Raw genomic sequence first — 16,283 nt, forward strand, 5'->3', positions numbered from 1 at the left:
CCTGAGGAAACTCAGGCCCTTTTCTGCTTCCTGGATTACCCCTTTCGCCGTTTGCTCAAATCGGCCAGCAGCGCATCAATATGCTCATCGCCAAACATTTCCTCCAGCGTTCGCGTCAGTTTGCGCCGCCAGTTAGGGTATTCGGTATTCGTGCCCGGCACATTAACCGGCAAATCCATATCCAGCCAGTCTTCCGGTTGCAGGCCGAGCAATGCGCTGGCGCTCGCCGCCAGATAACGCTGCAGCCCGCCATTTAGCACCGGCGTCATCGGCATGTTTGCTGCGGTTTTGCCGATCGATTTCGGCACGCACCCTGTCCGATGTAACGCATCCAGCAATCCCTGCTTGCTGTGTTCACGCTCCCCGCGCAATTTCTCCAGCACCTGCGGATCAGGATAAACACCCAGCGACGCACCAAGCGTTAAATCGCCACCTTCCCAGTAACCGCGCAACGTCGGCAGATCATGCGTGGTGACCGTTGCCATCGCCTGCGAAACATAATCCTCCGGTGGCCGGTAAACGTAGTTTTTATCGTGTTCGAAATACAACACCTTGTAGGAATACACGCCGCTGTCACGCAGGCTGGCGACAATCTCTTTCGGCACTGTACCGAGATCTTCGCCAATCACCATGCACTGATGCCGCTGACTTTCCAGCGCCAGCACGCCGAGTAAATCCTCCAGCGGATAACGGACATACGCGCCATTCCCCGCCTCCTGATCCGCCGGTATCCACCACAAACGCAGCAGCCCCATCACGTGATCGATACGCAGTGCGCCGCAATCCGCCATATTGGCACGCAATAAATCAATAAATGGCTGATAGGCACGGGCTTTCATTTCATTGGGATCGATGGGCGGAAGCCCCCAGTTTTGCCCCTGCGGCCCGAGAATATCCGGGGGCGCGCCGACGGCGGCATTCAGGCAATACAGCGCCGGATCCGACCAGGTTTCCGCACCGCCCTGAGCGACACCCACCGCCAGATCCCGGTACAGGCCGATCGGCATTTTCAGCTCCCTGCTGCGCTGATAACACGCGGAAAACTGCGTATGCGCCAGCCATTGCTGCCACTGATAGAACTCAACTTCACTGGCATAACGCTCACTGAATTCGCGTACATCCGCGCTTTGGGCATCGCGATAGGCTTGCGGCCACACCGGCCAGCCCCACTGGCCTAAATCCAGATCCCGCAGATGCACATGCAGCGCGTCGAACAGCGCCTGTTGCCGCAAACTGTCGCCGCCGAGTTCCACGAACCGGCGGAAATCCTGCTTACGCAGGCTGTCTTGCGGCAGTTCACAAAACAGCGGCCAGGCCAGTTTCAGCGCGGCGGATTTCAGCGCCATGACCTGCGGATAATCCACAAACTCCGTACTGCGTGCCTGCAATAACGCGTCACGCGTCTCTCTGGAATGCCACCAGTTTTGTGCCTCGCGACTGGCGGCGAATTCCTCCACGGCGTTCACATCGATGTAGGTCAGGTTCAGCCAGCGGCGGGACGACGGACTGTACGGGCTGGCACTTTGCGGATTTGCCGGATACAGCGAATGAATAGGATTAAGCCCGACGAACGCCCCGCCGCGCTTTCCCACTTCCTCGAGCATTTTTTTCAGGTCGCCAAAATCCCCGACGCCCCAGTTATTCTCCGAACGCAGGGTATAAAGCTGCACCGTCGCGCCCCACAGTTTTTTGCCCGCCCGCAACGCCTGCGGCTCATAGCAACGCGGCGGCGCGACGATAATCCGGCAAGGCCAGACATTGCCGTTTTGCGATAACGTCAGCTGGTGATAACCGGCAGGCAGCGCCGCACCAAGGTTCAGCACCTTGCCCGCCGGAAGGTCACCGTGCGTCTGACGGCCATTTTCCTGCGTCAGTTGCCATTGAAATGCGCCGCTGCCTTCCGGCGTCAGCCGCATTTTTTTGCCGGTGATAAAGACTTTCACCGGCGGCACAGGCGTGATCTCCGGCACGTCAGCCACACCACGCCCCATCGCCGCCAGCAAGGCAATACGCGTGTCATCGGAGACCGTTTCCACCTCGTCCGTCATATTAATAAAACTGTCTACAATGCCCGCCCGGCGGGCGGCCTCAACGAGTTGCTTGTCCTCCATGTCGGCTCCTATCGTTTGGCCTGCCAGATACGCTGCTGATAATCGCGGATGGAACGGTCGGCGCTGAACATGCCGACGCGGGCGGTGTTGAGCAGCGTGCGGCGCGTCCATTCGTCAGCATTACGATAGAGCGCGTCGACCTGTTTTTGCGCCTCGCAATAGGCGGCGAAATCCGCCAGCACCAGATACGGGTCGCCGCCGTCGAGCAGGCTATTGAGCATCAGATCAAAGGCTTTTTTGTCACCCCTGGCATAAAAGCCGCTGGCCAGTTCGTCGAGAATGGCTTTGAGATGTTTGTCTTGTTTCACCAGCGCTTTCGGCTTGTAGCCTTTTTTGAGTTGCGCTTTCACTTCATCGACGGTCAGACCGAAGATAAAGATGTTGTCCTCGCCGACCTGTTCGGCAATTTCGACATTTGCACCGTCGAGCGTGCCGACGGTCAGTGCGCCGTTCAGCGCCAGTTTCATGTTGCCGGTACCGGAAGCTTCTTTCCCGGCCGTCGAAATCTGCTCAGAGACGTCCGCCGCCGGGATCATCAGTTCCGCCACCGAGACGCAATAATCGGGAATGAACACCACTTTGATACGATCCGCGACGATCGGATCATTGTTGATCTTCTCCGCCACCTGATTGATCGCATAGATAATGTTTTTAGCGAGGTAATAGCCGGGCGCGGCTTTGGCACCGAACAGGAAAACACGCGGCACGATGTCGAGTTTCGGGTTATCGCGGATCTGACGGTACAGGGAAAGAATGTGCAACAGATTGAGATGCTGACGTTTGTACTCGTGCAGGCGTTTAATCTGCACGTCAAAAATCGCGTCGGGATTGAGGCGGATCCCCATGCGCTGCCAGACGTATTCCGCCAGCCGGACTTTGTTGTCGTGTTTGATTTTGCGGTACTGCTTGCAGAATTTTTTGTCTTTGACGCCGTCTTCCAGACCTTTCAGCAAATCCAGATTATTCACCCAGGTGTCGGTTTTCAGCCGCTCATCAATCAGCGCGGAAAGCGCCGGATTACACTGTTTCAGCCAGCGGCGCGGCGTGATGCCGTTGGTCACGTTGTGGAATTTCTGCGGCCAGAGCTGGTGATATTCCGGGAACAAATCTTTGACCACCAGATCCGAATGCAGCGCCGCCACGCCGTTGACCGCAAATCCGGCCACCACACAGAGGTTCGCCATACGCACCTGTTTGTCGTGATGCACGGCAAGCTTCGCCCAGACCGCCTCGTCACCCGGCCATTCCTTGCTGACCAACTTCTTAAAATCGGCGTTGATCTGTTTGATTATCTGGAAATGGCGCGGCAACAGACTGCGTACCAGACGCTCGTCCCAGGTTTCCAGCGCTTCCGGCATTAAGGTGTGGTTGGTGTAGGCAAAGGTGCGGCTGGTGATGTGCCAGGCGTCATTCCAGCTCAGCTGATGCTCGTCGATCAGCACACGCAACATTTCAGGAATGGCGATGGTCGGGTGCGTATCGTTGAGCTGGATGACTTCATAATCCGGCAGCTCACTGATTTTGCGGCCATGGAAGTGGTGTCGCCGCAGGATATCCGCCACCGAACAGGCGCACTGGAAATACTGCTGCATCAGCCGCAGGCGTTTACCGGCCTGATGGTTGTCATTCGGGTACAACACTTTGGTGAGTTTGGCGGCCTCGACGCCCTGTTGTTCGGCTTTCAGAAACTCGCCATCATTAAACTTTTCCAGATCAAACGGATGCGGATGGATAGCTTCCCATAAACGCAGCGGCTGCGTGATGCCGTTGCGATAGCCCATCACCGGCATATCCCAGGCTTCGCCGCGCAGGGTAAATTCCGGTTCCCAGCGCGACACACCCTGCTCATTTTTCACGATTTTACCGCCGATCCCGACACTGACCGCCAGCGAACTGTTATGGCGAAACCACGGATAGTCGCTGCGGTGCCAGTCGTCCGGCGACTCTTTCTGTTTGCCATCGACAAAACGCTGACGGAATAAACCGTACTGATAATTCAGGCCGTAACCGATGCCGGGCTGCCCGACCGAGGCCATCGCATCGAGATAGCAGGCCGCCAGCCGTCCCAGTCCGCCATTGCCCAGCGCGGGATCGATTTCCTCTTCCAGCAGGTCCGTCAGGTTGATATCAAACCGCTCCAGCGCGCTGGCAATTTTTTCGTACCAGCCGAGATTAATCAGGTTGTTACCGGTGAGGCGTCCGACCAGAAATTCCATCGAGATATAGTTAACGTGGCGGGTGATTTTTTTGCTTTTGCTGCTGACCGCGTCGCTTTGCGGAGGAAGCTGCTCAGCGACCGCGGCGCTGACTGCGTGCCACCACTGATGTTGAGTCATATCTGAAGCTGAAGTGAGTCCGAACGCTTGCCACTGGCGGGTGAGCGCCGCCAAAAAAACATCCTGCTTGAACGTGATCTTCGACATAGGGCAGTCTCTTTTCTGTCTGAGGGGACGGAATGCTTCCGTGAGAAAAAGTGTGATCTCGCTATCTATGTATAAACCCTATGCTGGAAAAATGCTCACTGCGGGGATGAGGAAAAATGCATGAAATCATGTCGTAGGGAGGGGGCGATGCCATTAAAACCCCACGCTTATTCGCAGGGTGTGAGCATATCGGGCTTTGCTCCTCCCCCTGCGAAGGGGGAGGCGGGGAGGGGGTTTTAATGGCATCTCAGACGTGATTATTTCTGCCCGTAATACGCATCCGGCCCGTGCTTGCGGCGGAAGTGTTTTTGCAGCAGATAGTCATCCATCGGGGTTTGGTTACAGCGGATGGAACCGGTGATCCATGCCATTTTGGCGACTTCTTCCAGCACAACGGCGTTGTGGACGGCCTGTTCCGGTGTGATGCCCCAGCAGAACGGGCCGTGCTGGGCGACCAGAATGCCGGGCATATGCAGGGGGTCGATGCCGCTCAGCGACGCGGCGATCACTTTACCGGTTTCAAGTTCGTATTCACCGCCGACTTCCTGACGCGACAACGGCCGCGTGCACGGAATGGCTCCGGCAAAATAATCCGCGTGCGTGGTGCCGAGCGGGGGAATGGCGACGCCGGCCTGCGCCCATGACGTCGCATAAGTCGAATGGGTATGCACGATGCCACCAAGCTGCGGGAAACGGGCGTAAAGTTCGAGGTGCGTGGCGGTATCCGAAGAGGGTTTGTAATGCCCTTCAACCACCCGGCCTTGCAGGTTCAGCACCACCATGTCGCTGGCCTGCATTTTTTCGTATTCCACGCCGCTTGGTTTGATGACCATCAGTCCGCGCTCGCGGTCGATGCCACTGACGTTGCCCCAGGTGAAAGTCACCAGACCAAAAGCCGGCAGCGCCATGTTGGCGTCAAATACACGTTGTTTCAGTGCTTCCGTCATGCGGTTGCCTCCATGTTCAGCCCGGCTTTCTGCATTTTATCCACCACCCAGGCGCGGGCGTTGCGCACTTCCTGCATCGGGTCGGCGGCGGTTTCGCTCCACATTTCGATCAGATACGGCCCGCGATAACCGCTTTTTTGCAGGGTTTCAAAGCAGCGTTCAAACTCCACCACCCCGCTGCCAAACGGCACGTTTTTAAATACGCCGGGCTGGGTGTCTTTAACATGCACCGCGACGATATGCCCCGCGCCGCTCGCCAGTTCCATCTGCACGTCGTTGTCCCACGCCGACAAATTGCCGATGTCCGGATAAAGCTGAAACCACGGGTTGTTCAGGTAATGCGTGTAGCCAAGTGCTTTGCTGATCGAATTCATCAGCGGGTAATCCATGATTTCCATCGCCAGCGTGACCTGCGCGCGGCTGGCCATTTCGACGGATTCCTGCAAGCCATCGCGAAAACGCTCGCGGGTATTTTCATTGGCCTGTTGATACCAGACGTCATAACCGGCGAGCTGGATCACGCGGATACCCAAATCCTGCGCCAGCACGATGGCTTTGCGCATGATTTCCAGCCCCTGATTGCGGGTTTCATCGTCTTCTGCGCCGAGCGGGAAACGCCGGTGTGCGCTCAGGCACATCGACGGAATACGGATGCCGGTGCGCGAAATCGCATCGACGACCTGCAAACGCTGCTCACGTGACCAGTCAAGCCGCGCCAGCCGGTGGTCGGTTTCATCCACCGACATCTCAACGAAATCGAAGCCCAGCGCTTTCGCCATGGTCAGGCGTGCCAGCCAGTCTTCGCCCGCAGGCAGGGCCTTTTCATAGATACCGAGCGGAACGGCTTTGTGCATCATGCGATATTCCTTAGCCCCAGAGCTGGCGGATGGATTTTTTGAACTGACGCGCCGCATCAACCGGATCTTTCGCATCGCGGATACTGCGACCGGCAATAAATACGTGAACCGGAATGTCTTTAAACAGCGGCAAATCTTCCAGCGCCAGCCCGCCGGTAATGGTCACTTTGAAGCCCATGCCGGAAAGGCGTTTGATTGCGGTGATATCGGCATCGCTCCACGCCACACCGGCAGCCTGGGCGTCGCGGCTGCGGTGATAAACCACCTGCAGGATACCGGCGTCATGCCATTCCTGCGCCTGTTCCCACGTCCAGTAACCGGTCAGTTCAATCTGTACATCACCGTTAAATTCCTTCGCCACTTCCAGCGCGCCTTTGGTGGTGTTGATGTCGGCGCAGCAAATCACCGTCACCCAGTCGGCGTTGGCTTCAAAACACATGCGCGAGAGGATTTTTCCGGCGTCGGCGATTTTGGCATCCGCCAGCACGATTTTTTCCGGATACAGCGCCTTGAGATCACGCACTGCGCGCACCCCTTCGGCAACGCACAAAATGGTGCCGACTTCGATGATGTCGACTTCGCTGGCGATCAGGCGCGTGGTTTTATAAGCGTCGTCCATCGACTGGTTATCCAGCGCCACCTGCAACATCGGTAATGAATGAGACATAATGAATTCCTTCTCAGATAATGAGTTAGTGAACCGCCGTGGCGGAGGTCAGGTCGATTAAATCCAGCACCTGTTGCGCGGTGGTACAGGCGCGCAGGCGGTCAAAATTGGCTTCATCATCAAACAGGTTCACCACCTGCATGATGCCCACTTCCTGATGCGCGTTGGCATCCACCGCCGCCAGCGTGATGAGGATATCCACCGGATCGTTATCTTCATGGTTAAACACCAGCGGCTTTTTCAGCGTCACCAGCGCGAAACCGGTTTTGATCACGCCCTCTTCCGGGCGACCGTGGGGCATCGCCAGCCCCGGCGCGATCACGAAATACGGCCCGAATCGTTCGACGCCATCGAGGATCGCCTGGTAATAGCGCGGCTCGACCACACCGGCGCTGACCAGCATATCGACGCCAATTTTCACCGCGTCCTGCCAGGTTTCAGCGTCCGCGTTCAGGCAAATAGAATTATTTTCAGCCAGCGAATCTCGCAACTTCATACATCGCTCCTTACTTTTTCAGGTCAGCGGAAAAGTGCGCGTTGATCACGTCCATCACTTTCGGGCCGAAATCTGCTGCTGACAGCATGTTGCGCACGCCAACCACGTATTTGTTGCCGCTGACGGTGATTTCATCCGCCACATGCGTGGAGGCGACAATGATGTCGGCACCGCCCAGTTCTGATTTGTATTCCCCCACCGCGCAGCTGTTCATGGTGTGATCCACGCCTTCCTGCGTCAGAAACTGACCGATCTTCATCTTCATGATCATCGAACTGCCCTGCCCGCAACCGCATACCGCCAAAATTCGTACTGTCATGGGAATCTCCTTGGTTTGTGAGACGTCATTGGTGTGAAGTCATTAATGAGAAGTGGATTGGTTAAGCGCCTGTTTTTCTGCGTCTTCTTCCGCACGCAACGTACGACCGGCGAAGAACATATACAGCAGCGCGATCACCGCGATAACGCCCATAAAGGCGATGCCGATACTGAAGAAGCCCTGCATCATTGGCGGGGCCAGAATTGACCAGTCAGCCATGCCCATCCAGGCGCTGAGGCCGGTGAGTTTGATGGCCCAGACGCAGCCGAAGATTTCGATCATGCCCATCACCAGACAGATTTTCAGCGCCGCGCGCCAGCCGCCGAAGTGGTTGGCAAACACGCCGATGGTGGCGTTGGAGAAGAACATCGGGATGAAACCGGGAATGATCATGATGGACGAGCCCATGCCAAACAGAATGGCGACGGCAATCAGCTGGCCGATGGTGCCCCACATAAAGCCCCAGACCACGGCGTTCGGCGCAAAGCTGTATATCGCCGCGCAGTCGATTGCCAGCACCGCACCGGGGATCAGGCGTTGGGAGATGCCGTTAAAGGCTTCGGTCAGTTCAGCGACGAACATCCGCACGCCCTGAATAATGATGAAAATCGCCACCGCAAACATCAGACCGGTTTGCAGGATGTAGATCGTCCAGTGCGTTTTTCCGGCCATTTGTTGCAGCGTATCGAGGCCAAAGGAACACAGAATAATGCCGAAGAACACGGTCATCACGATGGCGGTAGAGACGATATTGTCGTGGAAAATATTCAGCCAGCCCGGCAGTTTCAGGTCTTCCACACTCTCTTCTTTTTTACCGAGAGCGGGCGCGATTTTACAGGCAATCCACGAGGCAAATTGCTGCTGATGACCAATCGAAAAGCCGCTGTTTTCAGTCACGGCCTGCGTCGGTTTATACATCATGTTCGAGGTGATGCCCCAGTACAGCGACACCAGGATCGCCGTCAGCCAGATGGTGGTCCACATCGGGTAACCCATGATGAAGAAGAACACCGCAATCAGCCCCGCCTGCTGAAACATGATGTGGCCGGTGAGCATGATGGTGCGGATGCCGGTTATCCGGCGGAATACCACCATCAGGATATTCAGCGCGAGGGCAATCAGTACCGCATAACCGACCCAGCTGTAGGCTTCGCCCATGCGTTCGACCGTCGCCATCATCGAGGCGTAGGTGTCTGATATTGCGCCGTTAATGCCATAGACTTCAGAAAGCTTCGCCACCACGGGTTTAAAGGTGCCGGTCAGAATGCCGGACCCTGCCTGTAGCAACATAAAGCCGATAATGGTTTTGATGGTGCCCTTGATGATCACCGTGGCGCTTTTTCTGAGCAGGATGTAACCGAGCATGGTCACAATACCCAGCAGCAACGGCGCGTTGGTCATGACCTGATTAAAAAATACGGTGAAGATGGTGTAGAGGAATTCCATAAGACTCTCCGTCTGACCTTGTTGGATCTCTTCAACGCGCTTAACGAGCAAACTCCGCGCTAAACAGTGAGGGACAGACGCACTCTAATGCTCACATTAAATCAGATAAAGATTCATAATGATTATTTGTGAGCAGTCTCGCAAGATATCGTCACAGGCACAATGAGCTAACTCACTAAAACCCACTCAATTAATGATAAATATCAGTCAGATATTATGAAATAACACCGGCAAAAAACCCCTGAAACCCTTCCATCCTGCTTTGCTCACCCCTTCTTAACGCTAAAAATCACCTGCTTATAATCATTGTCACGATGAGTTTTCGGTGATAACTTTCTCACCATCGAATCATATATAATCATTAAATGATTTATTGTGACGTCATTTCAACGCCAACTCAGATGAGGGAATACTATGAGCAAAGTAGAAACGATCAGCCGCGAATCCTGGATCCTCAGCACTTTTCCGGAATGGGGCACCTGGTTAAACGAAGAGATCGAGCAGGAAAACGTCGCGCCGGGCACCTTCGCCATGTGGTGGCTGGGCTGTACGGGGATCTGGCTGAAGTCTGAGGGCGGCGCAAATATTTGTGTCGATTTGTGGTGCGGCGTCGGCAAGCAAAATCACAGCAGCCCGCTGATGAAAACCGGCCACCAGATGCAGCGCATGGCCGGTGTGAAGAAGCTTCAGCCTAACCTGCGCACCACGCCGTTTGTGCTCGATCCTTTTGCGATCAGGGAGATCGACGCGGTGTTATCCACCCACGATCACAACGATCATATCGATGTGAACGTGGCCGCCGCCGTCATGCAAAACTGTGCTGCCGACGTACCATTTATCGGTCCGCAAACCTGCGTGGATTTGTGGATGAGCTGGGGCGTGCCAGCAAGCCGTTGCATCGTGATGACGCCGGGCAAAGTGGTGCGGATCAAAGACGTGGAAATTCACGCGCTGGATTCTTTCGACCGCACGGTGCTGATCACCCTGCCCGCAGAGCAGAAAGCCGCAGGCGTATTGCCGGACATGATGGATCAGCGCGCGGTGAATTATCTGTTCAAAACGCCGGGCGGAAACCTGTATCACAGTGGCGACTCGCATTATTCCAACTATTACGCCAAACACGGCAACGAGTACCAGATTGATGTGGCGCTCGGCTCTTACGGTGAGAACCCGCGCGGTGTGACCGATAAAATGACCAGCGTGGATATGCTGCGCATGGCGGAATCCCTCAACACCAAAGTCGTTATTCCGTTCCACCACGATATCTGGTCGAATTTCCAGGCCGATCCGCAGGAAATCCGCGTGCTGTGGGAGATGAAAAAAGATCGCCTGAAATACGGCTTCAAGCCGTTTATCTGGCAGGTTGGCGGCAAGTTCACGTATCCAAATGATAAGGATAACTTCGAGTATCATTATCCGCGTGGCTTTGATGACTGCTTTACCACAGAAACCGACCTGCCATTTAAATCTTTCCTATAAATACCCGTCATACTTCAAGTTGCAGATGCGTTGACTGCGCTCACTCGCCCCGGTCACTGAGTTAACTACGCTCCCGGGGCGTTCTGAGTTTGTCGCCTTGCTGCAACCCGAATTATTTAGGGTATTGATTGAGGCCGGTTAATTTGCGTCTTCATAAACAATGCATTTCGCAATTACGCTCGTTTATAATCATGGAATAATCATTTGACGATCCTGCCCGGAGCCACCATGACAGAGCCACAACGCCACAATGCCATTCTCGATCTGCTGCAACGTCAGGGGCAGATTTCCGTCGCTGATGTGATTGATCAGTTTGATATTTCCCCCGCCACGGCGCGTCGTGACATCACCAAGCTCAACGAACTCGGCAAACTGCGCAAAGTACGCAACGGGGCAGAAGCGGTCAATCAGCCACGCCAGAACTGGACACCGCTGAATATCCATCAGACGCACAATCTCAACGAGAAAATGCGTATCGCCAAAGCGGCGGCCCAGTTGTGCCAGCCGGGTGAGAGTGTGGTGATAAACTGCGGTTCGACGGCGTTTCTGCTGGGCCGTGAAATGTGCGGAAAAGACATTCAGGTCATCACCAATTATCTGCCGCTGGCCAATTATCTGATTGAGCAGGAGCATGACAGCGTGGTGATCATGGGCGGTCAGTACAATAAAAGTCAGTCCATTACCTTAGCGCCGCAAGACGGCGACGCCAGCCTGTATGCCGGACACTGGATGTTCACCAGCGGCGCGGGGCTGACCCCCGACGGGTTGTACAAAACCGATATGCTCACCGCGATGGCTGAACAGAAGATGCTGAATTATGTCGGGAAACTGGCGGTGCTGGTCGACAGCAGCAAAATCGGCCAGCGCGCAGGCATGCTGTTCAGTCGCACCGAACAAATCAATGTGCTGATCACCGGGAAAGAAGCGAACGAAGAAATCATCGCGCAGTTACGCCAGAAAGGCGTGCAGGTGATCCTGGTTTAACCCTTATCCCTGCTTTTCGTCTGGTCTTCGTCGCGCAATTATTGGGTAGAATGGTGGCATCACCTTTTATGAGGCACGACCAGAATGGAACAATTTGAAGCAATCAGCGTTGAACAAGCCCATACCCGCCTGACGTCCGGCGAAGCCGTGATGGTGGATATCCGTGACCCGCAAAGCTTCACCGCCGCACACGCGCCGGGCGCTTATCACCTGAGCAACGACAGCCTGCCTGCGTTCATTGAGCAGGCCGATGCCAAAACGCCGGTGCTGGTGATGTGTTATCACGGCATCAGCAGCCGTGGCGCCGCGCAGTTCCTGATCGGCCAGGGATTCGAATCCGTGTACAGCGTTGACGGCGGTTTCGAAGCCTGGGCAAAAACCTTCCCGCAAGACATCGAAGCCTGATCCTGCCTTTATTTGCCTCCGGCGCACGCTATAGTCTTTATAACCAGGCTATCCGGTCTGCGCCGAAAATGTTCTTAAGCCGAAAAAGCTACCGTTCTCCAGTGTTGATATAATTTCCGCCTACTATCGACAGGATTTCAAGATGAAACATCTGAACACTTCACGTTCTTTAGGCATGCGTACCCTCGCCGTTCATGGCGGACAACAACCTGATGCCCTGACCGGTGCCATTGCGACGCCGATCACCGCCGCATCCGCATTTTCATACCCGGATTTTGACAGCGGCGCACGCCGTTTCAGCGGTGAAGAACCCGGCTATATTTACAGCCGTTTCGCCAATCCGACGGTGGCCGTTTTCGAACAGAAACTGGCGGCGCTCGAAGGCGCAGAAACCGCCGTGGCCTGCGCCAGCGGCATGGCGGCGATCAGCGCCACGTTGTTTGCGCTGCTGGTGCCCGGCGATGAAATCATTCATATCGGCACGCTGTATGGCGGCACCGAAGGCGTGGTGCGTAACCTGCTGCCACGTTATGGCATAAAACCGGTGCACGTCGCGAATGTGAAAGAACTGGAAGCCGCATTCACCCAAAATACCAAAGTGGTACTGGTGGAAACCCCGGCCAATCCGGGGCTGGATATTGCCGATCTGGCGGAAATCGCCCGTCTGTCTAAAGCCGCCGGAGCCGTCAGTGTGGCGGACAACACCTTTGCCACGCCGTACCTGACGCGCCCGCTGGAACTGGGCATTGATATCGTTCTGCATTCCGCGACCAAATACATCAGCGGTCACGGCGATGCGACCGGCGGCGTGGTGGCCGGTCCTGCGGCGTTGATCACGCCAATCCGTACCCTCGGCCTGAAACAGTTCGGCGGAAATCTGAGTCCGTTCGAAGCCAGTTTGCTGATCCGCGGCCTGAAAACCTTGCCGCTGCGCGTCGAGGCCAGCTCTCTGAGCGCGCAGGCAGTCGCGGAATTCCTCGACGGGCACAGCGCAGTAGACACCGTGTTTTATCCGGGACTGAAACAGCATCCGGGTCACGCTACGGCATCTAAACAAATGAAACTGTTTGGCGGGATTATGGCCATTGAGCTGAAAGGCGGGCTGAACGCGGCACGAACTTTCCTCGATAAGCTGAGCATCATCACGCAGGCGGTTTCTCTGGGAGACACCGATTCGCTGGCCTGCCATCCGGCGTCTACCACGCACAGCGCCGTCGCGCCGGAAATCCGCCGTCAGAGCGGTATTACCGACGGACTGGTGCGCATCAGTATCGGTATTGAAGACACCGAAGACCTGATTGCGGACCTGCAACAGGCGCTGGAAGGGTTGTAAAAGACCCGGAAATCGCGCTGAGCATCACATCACCTGCATGCTAAAGTGTAATTATTATGGCGATATTGAACATATATCGCCATAATACTTTCAGTTTACACTTCACATTGGCTGCTACTATGCCCCGTAAAACGTCACCTTTGCTCCCGGCAACTGAATCGCTATTAACTGAATTTGGCGATCGTCTTCGTCTGGCGAGGCTGCGCCGCAAACTGACGGCAGCACAGGTCGCAGAACGCGCAGGTATGGTTCCCATGACATTGCGCAATCTTGAACGCGGCAACACAGGCGTCACTCTCGGTGCGTGTCTGGCGGTAATGCAGGTTCTGGGCGTAGAACAAGATCTCAATTTGTTGCTCAAAGATGATCCGTTCGGCCGCCAGTTACAGGACGCCACATTAATTCCCCGTAAACCCATCTCACGCAATTCCCGTTCAAAACGGACGCCTTCATCTGCGCCCTCAGAGAGTCCTTCTTTAAAATCTGAGGAAACGGATACCGAAACTGACTGGGCCAGGGATGATTTTTTAAGTGCCGGTTCATTAGCGTCACTGCTTCAGGAGGGTGAAGATACCGGTAAAAAAAACCCTAAAAGGACGAAGAAATGACGGTAAGGATTGCCGTATATGCCGACTGGAACCCCCTCCCTGCAGCTTTGCGCATCGGTTATCTCAATGTGCATCAGGCCGCAGGTCGTGAAATTTTTGCCTTTGAATATGATCAGGCTGCGCTGGAGCATCCTGATTTTGCCAATCTTCAGCTTGATCCACGGATAGGTTTATTCACTGGCCCCCAATATCCGGCACAAGGGCAGGATATTTTTGGTGCCTTCGCGGATACCAGTCCGGATCGCTGGGGACGGTTGTTGATGAAAAGACGGCTGGAACGGGAAAAACGCGCAGGCGTGGCCCCTGCAACTCAACGTCTGCATGAATCTGATTACCTGCTGGGCGTTCATGACAATTTTCGTATCGGCGCGCTGCGTTTTCGGCTCAATGATGAAGGCAATTTTCTGGATGACCGTCATGATGTCGCGGCTCCTCCTTTCATTCAGATCCGCGAACTCGAAGCCGCCAGCCGGGCGCTGGAAAAGGACAGTGAAAATCAGGATGCCGCGGGTGATGAATGGTTACGTTTACTGATTGCACCGGGCGGATCGCTTGGCGGCGCCCGACCGAAAGCCAGCGTCAGCGCACCAGATGGTCATCTTTGGATAGCCAAATTCCCCAGCATTAATGACGAATATGATATCGGCGCCTGGGAACTGGTGGTCAATACGCTGGCAAAAGCTTGTGGTCTGAATGTGCCTGAAAGCCTTGCCCGCCGCTATGCCAATCCTCACCACTGTTTTTTAGTGAAGCGTTTTGACCGGACGGCAGAGGGTCAGCGTAAACATTTTGCCTCGGCCATGACACTGACCGGCCACCAGGATGGCGATGACGCCTCTTCCGGTGTCAGCTACCTTGAGCTGGCAGCGGTACTTATTAATCAGGGCGCACAACCCAATCAGGATTTACGCGAACTCTGGTCGCGCATCGTTTTCAACTTGCTGGTATCCAATACCGACGATCATCTGCGTAATCACGGCTTTCTGCTGGAACCGGGAAAAGGATGGCGTCTTGCACCGGCCTATGACATGAATCCGGTGGCACAAAGCACAGGACTGAAACTGAATATCAGCGAATCTGATAATGCGATGGATCTCGATTTAGCGCTTTCCGTCGCGCCAGTTTTTCGCATTTCAGACAGCGATGCGCAGGATATCATCTGGCGCTGCCGGCAAATCGTCAGGCAGTGGCCAACAATTGCCAGCAAAATTGGCCTCTCTGCACGCGAGCAAAGTGCGATGTCGTCAGCATTTAGGTTAGCATGACACTGTTAACCAGACGCCTGCTGACAGATAATCGGGCGATACCGTTATCGCCTGTCTACATAACAATGAATTACCGCAGTCAAACAATTAGGGAAATCGCTTAACGCTATGGTGCGCATTCTTAACCTGAACAACCCCCGCCTCGCTCAGGCGTTTGTCGATTACATGGCAACGCAGGGTTTTACGCTGACGATAAAACTTGAAAGTCAGGAAGTGCAGCTCTGGCTGGAGGATGAATCCCGTCTGGAAGAGGCCGAGAAGCAGGTGGCGCTGTTTGTCCGCGATCCGCTGCATCCTCGCTATCAGGAAGCCAGCTGGAAAACCGGCAAGGCGCAGCCGAATTTACGCATGTCGCATACGCCGTTTCTGAAAACCCTGCGCAGCCGCGCCGGACCGCTGACCATCGGCATGATTGTGCTGAGTCTGGCGGTGTTTATTCTGCAACAGATGGTCGGTGACCAGCTGGTGATGAGCTGGCTGGCGTGGCCGGACAGTTCGCGCGTTTTCCAGTTATGGCGCTGGTTCACCCCTGCCCTGATGAATTTTTCCTTTATTGCCCTGCTGATTAATCTGGCGTGGTGGTGGTATCTCGCCAGTCAGGTAGAGATGCATCTGGGCAGCGGCAAGCTGTTCACCGTGACATTAATTTCTGCGCTGATCAGCGGCTGGGGCCAGTCGATGGTCAACGGTTCCTGGTTCGGCGGATTGTCCGGCGTGGTCTATGCGCTGATGGGTTATGCCTGGCTGACCGGCCAGCTGAAACCGGAAAGCCGTTTGTACGTACCGGGCGGATTGCTGGTCATCTCGCTGATTTTCATGTTTATTGGATATGCAACAGGTGGCGCTGCCGTGTCGAATGCCGCCCATGCATTTGGTCTGGGCCTCGGCCTGATCATGGCATTTGTTGATACGCGCACTCCGCGCAAAAAAAGTAAGTAGGGGA

The 16,283-nt window shown here is 55.2% G+C and carries 15 protein-coding genes; 7 read left to right on the forward strand and 8 right to left on the reverse strand.

The window, feature by feature from the left end; all coding sequences use genetic code 11:
* Nucleotides 1-35: 35 nt before the first annotated feature.
* From malQ to ulaA, 8 genes are all read right to left on the reverse strand, one after another.
* The gene (gene malQ / locus EYY67_RS12595) at nt 36-2,111 is read right to left on the reverse strand and encodes a 4-alpha-glucanotransferase (RefSeq protein ID WP_131693651.1); all 2,076 of its coding nucleotides are present in this window, start codon (nt 2,109-2,111) and stop codon (nt 36-38) included.
* Between the two features lie 8 nt (nt 2,112-2,119).
* Nucleotides 2,120-4,534, reverse strand: a complete 2,415-nt coding sequence (gene malP, locus EYY67_RS12600) for a maltodextrin phosphorylase (RefSeq protein WP_131693652.1) — start codon at nt 4,532-4,534, stop codon at nt 2,120-2,122.
* Nucleotides 4,535-4,791: 257 nt separating this feature from the next.
* On the reverse strand, nt 4,792-5,481 hold the full coding sequence (locus EYY67_RS12605; protein ID WP_131693653.1) for an L-ribulose-5-phosphate 4-epimerase: 690 nt from the start codon (nt 5,479-5,481) through the stop codon (nt 4,792-4,794).
* Nucleotides 5,478-6,338, reverse strand: a complete 861-nt coding sequence (locus EYY67_RS12610; protein WP_095923844.1) for an L-ribulose-5-phosphate 3-epimerase — start codon at nt 6,336-6,338, stop codon at nt 5,478-5,480. The genes EYY67_RS12605 and EYY67_RS12610 overlap by 4 nt, the downstream gene beginning before the upstream one ends.
* A gap of 10 nt (nt 6,339-6,348) precedes the next feature.
* Nucleotides 6,349-7,005, reverse strand: a complete 657-nt coding sequence (locus EYY67_RS12615; RefSeq protein WP_095923845.1) for a 3-keto-L-gulonate-6-phosphate decarboxylase UlaD — start codon at nt 7,003-7,005, stop codon at nt 6,349-6,351.
* A gap of 25 nt (nt 7,006-7,030) precedes the next feature.
* A complete protein-coding gene (gene ulaC, locus EYY67_RS12620) occupies nt 7,031-7,501 on the reverse strand; it encodes a PTS ascorbate transporter subunit IIA (RefSeq protein WP_095923846.1) in 471 nt (156 codons plus the stop codon).
* Nucleotides 7,502-7,511: 10 nt separating this feature from the next.
* Nucleotides 7,512-7,820 (reverse strand): PTS ascorbate transporter subunit IIB, encoded by a 309-nt coding sequence (gene ulaB / locus EYY67_RS12625; protein WP_095923847.1) that lies wholly within the window; start codon nt 7,818-7,820, stop codon nt 7,512-7,514.
* A gap of 42 nt (nt 7,821-7,862) precedes the next feature.
* Entirely contained in the window at nt 7,863-9,266 is a 1,404-nt protein-coding gene (gene ulaA, locus EYY67_RS12630) for a PTS ascorbate transporter subunit IIC (RefSeq protein WP_131693654.1), read from the reverse strand.
* Nucleotides 9,267-9,680: 414 nt separating this feature from the next.
* Between ulaA and ulaG the strand changes: the two genes are divergently transcribed.
* From ulaG to glpG, 7 genes are all read left to right on the forward strand, one after another.
* Nucleotides 9,681-10,745, forward strand: coding sequence for an L-ascorbate 6-phosphate lactonase (gene ulaG, locus EYY67_RS12635; protein WP_095923849.1), 1,065 nt, complete (start codon nt 9,681-9,683; stop codon nt 10,743-10,745).
* Between the two features lie 228 nt (nt 10,746-10,973).
* A complete protein-coding gene (ulaR, locus tag EYY67_RS12640) occupies nt 10,974-11,729 on the forward strand; it encodes an HTH-type transcriptional regulator UlaR (protein ID WP_095923850.1) in 756 nt (251 codons plus the stop codon).
* 84 nt (nt 11,730-11,813) lie between these two features.
* Nucleotides 11,814-12,134, forward strand: coding sequence for a thiosulfate sulfurtransferase GlpE (gene glpE, locus EYY67_RS12645; RefSeq protein ID WP_095923851.1), 321 nt, complete (start codon nt 11,814-11,816; stop codon nt 12,132-12,134).
* A gap of 142 nt (nt 12,135-12,276) precedes the next feature.
* Nucleotides 12,277-13,467 (forward strand): trans-sulfuration enzyme family protein, encoded by a 1,191-nt coding sequence (locus tag EYY67_RS12650; protein ID WP_131693655.1) that lies wholly within the window; start codon nt 12,277-12,279, stop codon nt 13,465-13,467.
* A gap of 119 nt (nt 13,468-13,586) precedes the next feature.
* On the forward strand, nt 13,587-14,075 hold the full coding sequence (locus tag EYY67_RS12655; protein WP_131693700.1) for a helix-turn-helix domain-containing protein: 489 nt from the start codon (nt 13,587-13,589) through the stop codon (nt 14,073-14,075).
* A complete protein-coding gene (locus EYY67_RS12660) occupies nt 14,072-15,340 on the forward strand; it encodes a type II toxin-antitoxin system HipA family toxin (RefSeq protein ID WP_131693656.1) in 1,269 nt (422 codons plus the stop codon). The genes EYY67_RS12655 and EYY67_RS12660 overlap by 4 nt, the downstream gene beginning before the upstream one ends.
* Nucleotides 15,341-15,448: 108 nt before the next feature.
* Complete coding sequence (gene glpG, locus EYY67_RS12665; protein WP_095923855.1) at nt 15,449-16,279, forward strand: rhomboid family intramembrane serine protease GlpG; 831 nt, start codon at nt 15,449-15,451, stop codon at nt 16,277-16,279.
* The last annotated feature ends 4 nt before the right edge of the window (nt 16,280-16,283 follow it).

This window comes from Rahnella victoriana (assembly GCF_004330295.1).
In the GTDB taxonomy this organism is placed as follows: domain Bacteria; phylum Pseudomonadota; class Gammaproteobacteria; order Enterobacterales; family Enterobacteriaceae; genus Rahnella; species Rahnella victoriana.